Raw genomic sequence first — 3195 nt, forward strand, 5'->3', positions numbered from 1 at the left:
CCGTAGAACCCGCAATGAAATATTTTATCAACTCTAACTGCTTATTTCTCGATAACTTACAATGCTTTATATACATCAATAACTCCTAACAATTTAAATGTTAGGTGTCAGCCCCTTTATAAATTATTTCGTAACTTAAAATCTACTATCATGCGAAAAATTATTTTGTTATTCATCTCCTCGTTCTTCTTGAAAGTAGGGTTTGTGGTAAAACCACCACCACCACCACCACCCGGAAGATGCAAATGCAACCAAGGGAAAGGATGCTTAGGGATTTTTTGTCCTAAGTATTGAAGGCCAAGTTGCGTAGAGACCTCACGAGAATCACTTTAGATTCAAGTGGGGTTTTCTTTTGTCTAAAATTTGGTGGTTGACGGGTTTACTCGCGAGACTTCATGATCTGTTCGAGGAGCTGGCGTTCATTGTCGGAGTAGCCTTTATCCTGATTCATTTTGAGCAAGTTGCTACCCGCTTCGAGAAGATTTACTTCGCCGTCACTGTCACTGTCGTCGTCACTGTTACCGACGGTTTTGGTTTGCGCTTCAAGTTTTTCGCCGAGGCTCGAAATATCTTCTAAATAACCCGGAGCCACATTGGCGAGCATGATGGCGCCTTTTTGCGCGTAAGGTTGGGTCATAGCCTGTTTCACCCAAAGCGGTGGATTTTCGTTATCAATCACAAGTGAGAGCACGAGATAGCCTAATGAGATGATAAATCCACCACGCAGCAATCCGAACATCATGCCGAGGAAATTATCGAACATGCCGATTTCTTCGGCTGATTTGACATAGCGAATAATCGTCGAATTCACGATGGAGAAGCTGAGTAAGGCGACAATATACGTGCCTACGCCGCCAATCAAGTAGGCCACCATGTCTTGTTTAGTATGGGGTTTGATCCATTCAGCGACATCATCAAACAGATAGACGGTAATCGCACCCGCACCCACCCATGCACCGAGTGAAAGGAATTCGCGCACAAAGCCGCGAAAGAAAGCGAGCATGGTGGAAAGCAGCATAACAATCAGTACCGCTGCATCAAACATGTTAAATTGAGCTTCAATCATAGTCTCTGTCTTAGACAGTTTCAGTTGTGAATTCCACTGCAAAAATAAGGAGCGGCTTTCTCACAGGCAGAATATATGAGGGTGACGTATTAGGTGATTGAGAAAAGGGGGTTAAGGTCAGCCAAGTGGGAAATGCTTGTGCATTGTAATCCCGATTTCTGCTCTGACTTGGGCATATAGGCTTTTTTGAAGCCGAGTTTCTCAGCTTCTTTGGTCCGTGCGGGAGCGCGACTCACTTTGCGGATCTCGCCGGATAGGCCGACTTCGCCAAAATAGATGGCGCCTTCGGGAGTGGGGATGTCTGTGAGGGCAGAGAGTAAGGCGGCGGCAACGGCTAAATCAGCGGCGGGCTCGCTGACGCGTAAGCCTCCTGCAACGCTCAAATACACCTCCTTATCATGTAGGGCGATGCCGCAGCGCGTTTCGAGCACCGCGAGCAGCATGGCGAGCCTTCCGCTATCCCAGCCAACCACAGCACGCCGCGGATTGGCCATGGGAGTAGGGGCGAGTAAGGCTTGAATTTCGACCAGCAAAGGGCGCGAGCCTTCCATGCCGGCAAAGATTGCAGTGCCGCTTACCGGTTGGTCGCGTTCATTTAAGAAAAGGGCGGAAGGATTCGCAACTTCGCTTAAGCCCGTATCACGCATTTCGAATACGCCAATTTCGTCCGTACCCCCGAAGCGGTTTTTAACGGCGCGTAAAATACGGAATTCATGGCCACGTTCGCCTTCAAAATACAGAACGGTATCGACCATATGCTCTAATACGCGCGGGCCTGCAATTTGACCATCTTTCGTGACATGTCCCACAAGAAAGACAGCGCAATTATGTTGTTTGGCAAAACGGATAAGCTCGTTAGAGCAGGAGCGAACTTGTGTAACCGTGCCAGGCGCGGCGTCAATGTTATCGACATACATGGTTTGAATGGAGTCAATGATCACCAAGTCCGGTGTATCTTTTTCGAGCGTATGGATAATGTCGCGTACAGAAGTGGCGGTAGCGAGGGTGACCTTGCTTTGCTCTAGCCCAAGCCGTTTGGCGCGTAGCTGGATCTGTCCAGTTGATTCCTCACCAGAGAAGTAGAAGCAACGTAAGTTGTTTGAAGCAATCTTAGCGGCCACTTGTAAGAGTAGCGTCGATTTACCGATGCCAGGGTCGCCGCCAATGAGTACCGCAGAGCCTGAAACGATTCCGCCACCGAGCACGCGATCTAGTTCGTGAATGCCGATGGCTTGGCGCGGAGTTTCTGCTTGTTTGCCATCTAAGGCGACGAGTTCTAAGCGGCGCCCCTTGCCTTTGCTTAGGCCTTTTGGCGCGCTTCCAGCGGTTTCTTTCTGGTCAATCGTATTCCATCCGCCGCATGCCTCGCATTTACCAGCCCATTTGGAGGTGGTGTTGCTACATGCATTACAATGGTAAGTGAGAGCTGGTTTTGCCATGAATTCTTTTTAACGTAAGAGGGCGGGTGAGTATAGAGGGAATTGAGTTCCTAATAAATGTAAGTAGTTCCTAATATATTAACTTTTACTTTATAATTATCTGATATTTTAGATGAGATGATTAACTTTTAAGGGTTCGAGATGAAAGTTTTAGGAAAAATAACGTTGATAGCTTTAGCCTCAATGTGGTTCGGAAGCGCTGCTTTTGCGGGGGCTGATGTAACAATAGAAGATATTGCTGAATATGACGGTGAGAAAGAGAATCCGCTGGTAACGAATAGTGACCTGCAGGGAAATATTCTCAATGTACAAGAGCGTTTAGCGGTGATTGGTTATTATCCAACCTACTTAGTCAATGGTGCGATGCGCCCTGAAATGCGTGAAGCAATCAAGCGCTTCCAGAAAGATTACGGACTGAAAGCAGATGCAATTTTTGGCGCAGAAACAGCGACAGCCTTGAACTATTATACTGGGACGCAGCATATTATGCCGATTAATCATTACAGAACAGTGTATTATAATTCTTTGCCGGGATATTATGCGAATTAAATAAGAAGATGCTGATAATTCTATATGGGGCTGACACCTAATAATATTCTTTGAGCAACTTTTTCAGGTCTGCCAGTAAGTCACTTGGTGTGCCCATATTAAACCTCCACTCACATTCTTTCAAGAACAGATTAAAATGCT

Annotated in this window: 4 protein-coding genes; 1 reads left to right on the forward strand and 3 read right to left on the reverse strand. The window is 46.6% G+C overall.

Going from position 1 to position 3195, the window contains the following annotated elements; all coding sequences use genetic code 11:
* Window positions 1-379: 379 nt before the first annotated feature.
* Window positions 380-1066, reverse strand: a complete 687-nt coding sequence (locus tag P8P30_06770; GenBank protein MDG1287253.1) for a CvpA family protein — start codon at window positions 1064-1066, stop codon at window positions 380-382.
* A gap of 89 nt (window positions 1067-1155) precedes the next feature.
* A complete protein-coding gene (gene radA / locus P8P30_06775) occupies window positions 1156-2505 on the reverse strand; it encodes a DNA repair protein RadA (GenBank protein ID MDG1287254.1) in 1350 nt (449 codons plus the stop codon).
* A 141-nt stretch (window positions 2506-2646) separates the two neighbouring features.
* Here radA and P8P30_06780 point away from each other — a divergent pair, with 141 nt between their 5' ends.
* The gene (locus P8P30_06780; GenBank protein ID MDG1287255.1) at window positions 2647-3054 is read left to right on the forward strand and encodes a peptidoglycan-binding domain-containing protein; all 408 of its coding nucleotides are present in this window, start codon (window positions 2647-2649) and stop codon (window positions 3052-3054) included.
* 37 nt (window positions 3055-3091) lie between these two features.
* Here P8P30_06780 and P8P30_06785 read toward each other — a convergent pair.
* The coding region (locus P8P30_06785; protein ID MDG1287256.1) for an IS1595 family transposase at window positions 3092-3195 on the reverse strand (104 nt) is incomplete at its 5' end.

This window comes from Rickettsiales bacterium, assembly GCA_029252805.1.
Classification (GTDB): domain Bacteria; phylum Pseudomonadota; class Alphaproteobacteria; order Rickettsiales; family JALZUV01; genus JALZUV01.